This window comes from Cecembia lonarensis LW9, from assembly GCF_000298295.1.
In the GTDB taxonomy this organism is placed as follows: Bacteria; Bacteroidota; Bacteroidia; order Cytophagales; family Cyclobacteriaceae; genus Cecembia; species Cecembia lonarensis.
In genome coordinates this window covers 1-3010 of record NZ_AMGM01000164.1, presented here as the reverse complement: position 1 = coordinate 3010, position 3010 = coordinate 1, and the positions used below count along the sequence as shown (strand labels likewise).

At 37.6% G+C, this 3010-nt stretch carries 2 protein-coding genes; both read left to right on the top strand.

The genetic code is table 11. The features are described from left to right. Positions 1-672: 672 nt before the first annotated feature. Positions 673-900 carry a hypothetical protein gene (locus B879_RS22255; RefSeq protein ID WP_009187145.1) on the top strand — a complete coding sequence of 76 codons (228 nt, stop codon included), beginning with the start codon at positions 673-675 and terminating at the stop codon, positions 898-900. Beyond that, the coding region (locus B879_RS20505; RefSeq protein WP_157231767.1) for an Ig-like domain-containing protein at positions 897-3010 on the top strand (2114 nt) is incomplete at its 3' end. The genes B879_RS22255 and B879_RS20505, both read left to right, overlap by 4 nt.

Here is a 3010-nt window from a genome sequence, read left to right as displayed (position 1 = left end):
TAAATACCAGAATCGCTGCTTGAAAAATGGGTCCTGTCAATTTAAGATAAGACCCATTTTCTGTAAAATCCTCCAGGGTAATAATTGCTTTTGATAAAAGGGAAGTAATGCTTTAGCCCTATTCTGAATTTTAAGCACCAATATTTGGTAGAATTTAAGCTATACATGCCAAATACAAAAAATAAGATATTTTGTATTTCATCCCCATAAAAAATTACTTTGTAGAATAAAATTTTGAATAAATAAAAAAAACATATAAAAAATTTGTAAGAAATGAAAAAAAACTCCATTTTTACAGCAGCTACAAAAACTACATTTTATTAGGTTAACATTTTTAAAGGAACCGATTGTTTGAAGTTAAATGCTTCCGTTGAAGCGCAGGCTCTAAAAAGGCTTTTCTGGTTACTTTATAATTCAGGCCCCGATATATGTAATTGTTTTTTGAAAGATTTAGTATGATAGATCATTGTTTCCAGCCCTAGGAAATTATTTAAACATTAAAAAAAAGTATTTTAAATACACAAAAAAGATTTTAATTAAAAATAATTATTGATTTGTTTGAATTTGAAAAGCAAAAAAATGTATATTTACAGCAAATTAATAATTTCGAATCCAAATATGCTGTAAAAAACCAGGATTGAAGGATCGATTGGATTTTTAAATAGACTGAATATGTTACGAGATCTACACTTAAGTTTGGCAGACTTACATGCCTGGTTTGTCAATGTTTTGCGATTGGTTGGTCTTCAATGGATTTCCTTGAAGGCTTTTTCTGCATCTACTACTCCGGAATTTGGGGCGATTATTTTTTCCTCGGAGATAAATCCTTCCGGAAATTCCATTCCACAGGTAAATCACTTAAAACCAGCGATGGTTTTAATTAAATCAAATAGGCTATGAAGACGTATATTAAATCGTTATTGATTATTTTGTCAATGATGCTTGCTGCTTTAGCAAGTAATGCCCAGATTATTACATCAACAGATCCATTTGTAGTAGGCAATCCTAATTGTCCTCAGCAGAACTTGAGAGTTGTTGAATATGAGTTCAGAGATTCCAATGGAGACCCTTTTGATCCCTTATCACTCGATGGTTTGGAAATCGGGGAACCGATAGTTGGAGAAATATGGGCAAAATGGGCTGTAAGTGGAAATGGGTACAATCCCCATATTCAATTTGATGTTTTTACTAATGGTGTGAAATCTCAGACAATAGCAAATTGCGTTGTTGTAGAAAACCCTAACGGAACAACAAGAAACATTGTTGATGGGGATGTTTTTAAAATTGCGGACTTCACTTGGAATTTTGGAGATAAGTTAGAAGTTGAAAATATATACATAACCTGGCAGCAAGGAAATGCTCAACCTAATAACAAATCCTGTCCTACTTCTGCAGGAAATTCTCAATGTTCTTTTCCGGAAATTTCTTTTGTAGTTAACACTCCATTGGTAGCCAATTTTGATTTTGAAACCAATTGCGAAAATTTATCTGTAAGCTTTGAGAATTTAACAACAGGTGGTGAAGTAGCTGGGTATAATTTTACCTGGAATTTTGGAGATGGAAACACGAGTACACAGGTAAATCCAACACATACTTACACAACAGCAGGAACATACACTGTCACTTTAACAGCTAGAGATGGTTTATTTGAAAGAACTATCACGAAACAAGTTGAGGTGAATAACCCTATTTCTTTAGAAGGAGTTGTAACAAACGACGATTGCTCAGTAAGTGCTGCTGGGGCAATCGATTTGACCGTTTCAGGGGGTGATGGAACTTTCACCTACCTATGGACGGCAACCGATGGTGGTATTATTCCATCTGGCCAGGAGAATAATGAAGATTTGACTGGTTTGGTAGAGGGTACATACACATTAAACGTCGAAGACGACAGGGGTTGTATAAGAGAGCGGACTTTTGTAATTACCAGACCAGAAGCAGCACCACCTTTAACTATAGGTGAAACTCCTCAGTATTGTGTAGGTTCAGGTCCTAGAGGTTATGATGTAACTGCAGATGCTGGCTATTCCTTGATTTTTTATGACTCGGAAACTTCTCCTGATCCGTTGGGAACTGTTCCGGTGGTGAATACAGATAACAGTGGAGCAGGAACTTTTTCAGTTTGGGTAAGTCAGATTAAAGATGGGGAATGTGAAAGTGAGCGCGTGCAGGTAAGCATCATTGTGAATCCACTTCCAGTCTTAAGCATTACAAACCCTGCCCCAGTATGTGAGCCCGGTACAGTCGATTTAACAGCTGCAGCAGTGACATCAGGTTCTTCCGGTTTTAACACTTTGGAATATTTTACCAATGAAGCAGCTACAGAGGTTTTAAATGACCCTAATGCTGTAGCCCAATCGGGAACATATTATATTAAAGCTACCTCAGGAGCAGGTTGTTTTGTCATCTTGCCAGTGGTAGTGGTAGTTAATGAGGCTCCTGCTGCTCCTGAATCCAGTGGCAATATTACCGAATGTGCATTAGAGACTATTCAAACCTTAGATGCCAGAGATGCCATCACGGCTGTCACAGGTATTACCTATAGGTGGTATGATGTAGCAGAGGGAGGCAGCGAAGTAACGCCTACTTGGAATCAAATTGGCAGCAAAACGTATTATGCAGAAGCTGTTACAGATGATGGTTGTGCTTCATTATCAAGAACAGCAGTTACCTTGACCATCAATGATTGTAGGGTAGAAATCAGTAAAGAGGCTAATCTTACTGAAATTGATGTGCCAACTACTTTAAATTATACTATTAGGGTTTCTAACCCTGGAAACTTCCCATTGACCGGTGTAGTGGTTACCGATCCATTGACTGATGGGAATTCACCTTTAGCTCTTGTGTCCGGTGATAGCAATGGCAATAATGCGCTAGATACAGATGAAACATGGGTGTATAATGCTTCATTTGAAGTGACGCAAGCCATGATCGATGCAGGAACCGACATTGTGAATACTGCTTTTGTCAATAGCGATCAAACTGGAGAGGAAGAGGCGAGTGTAACCAC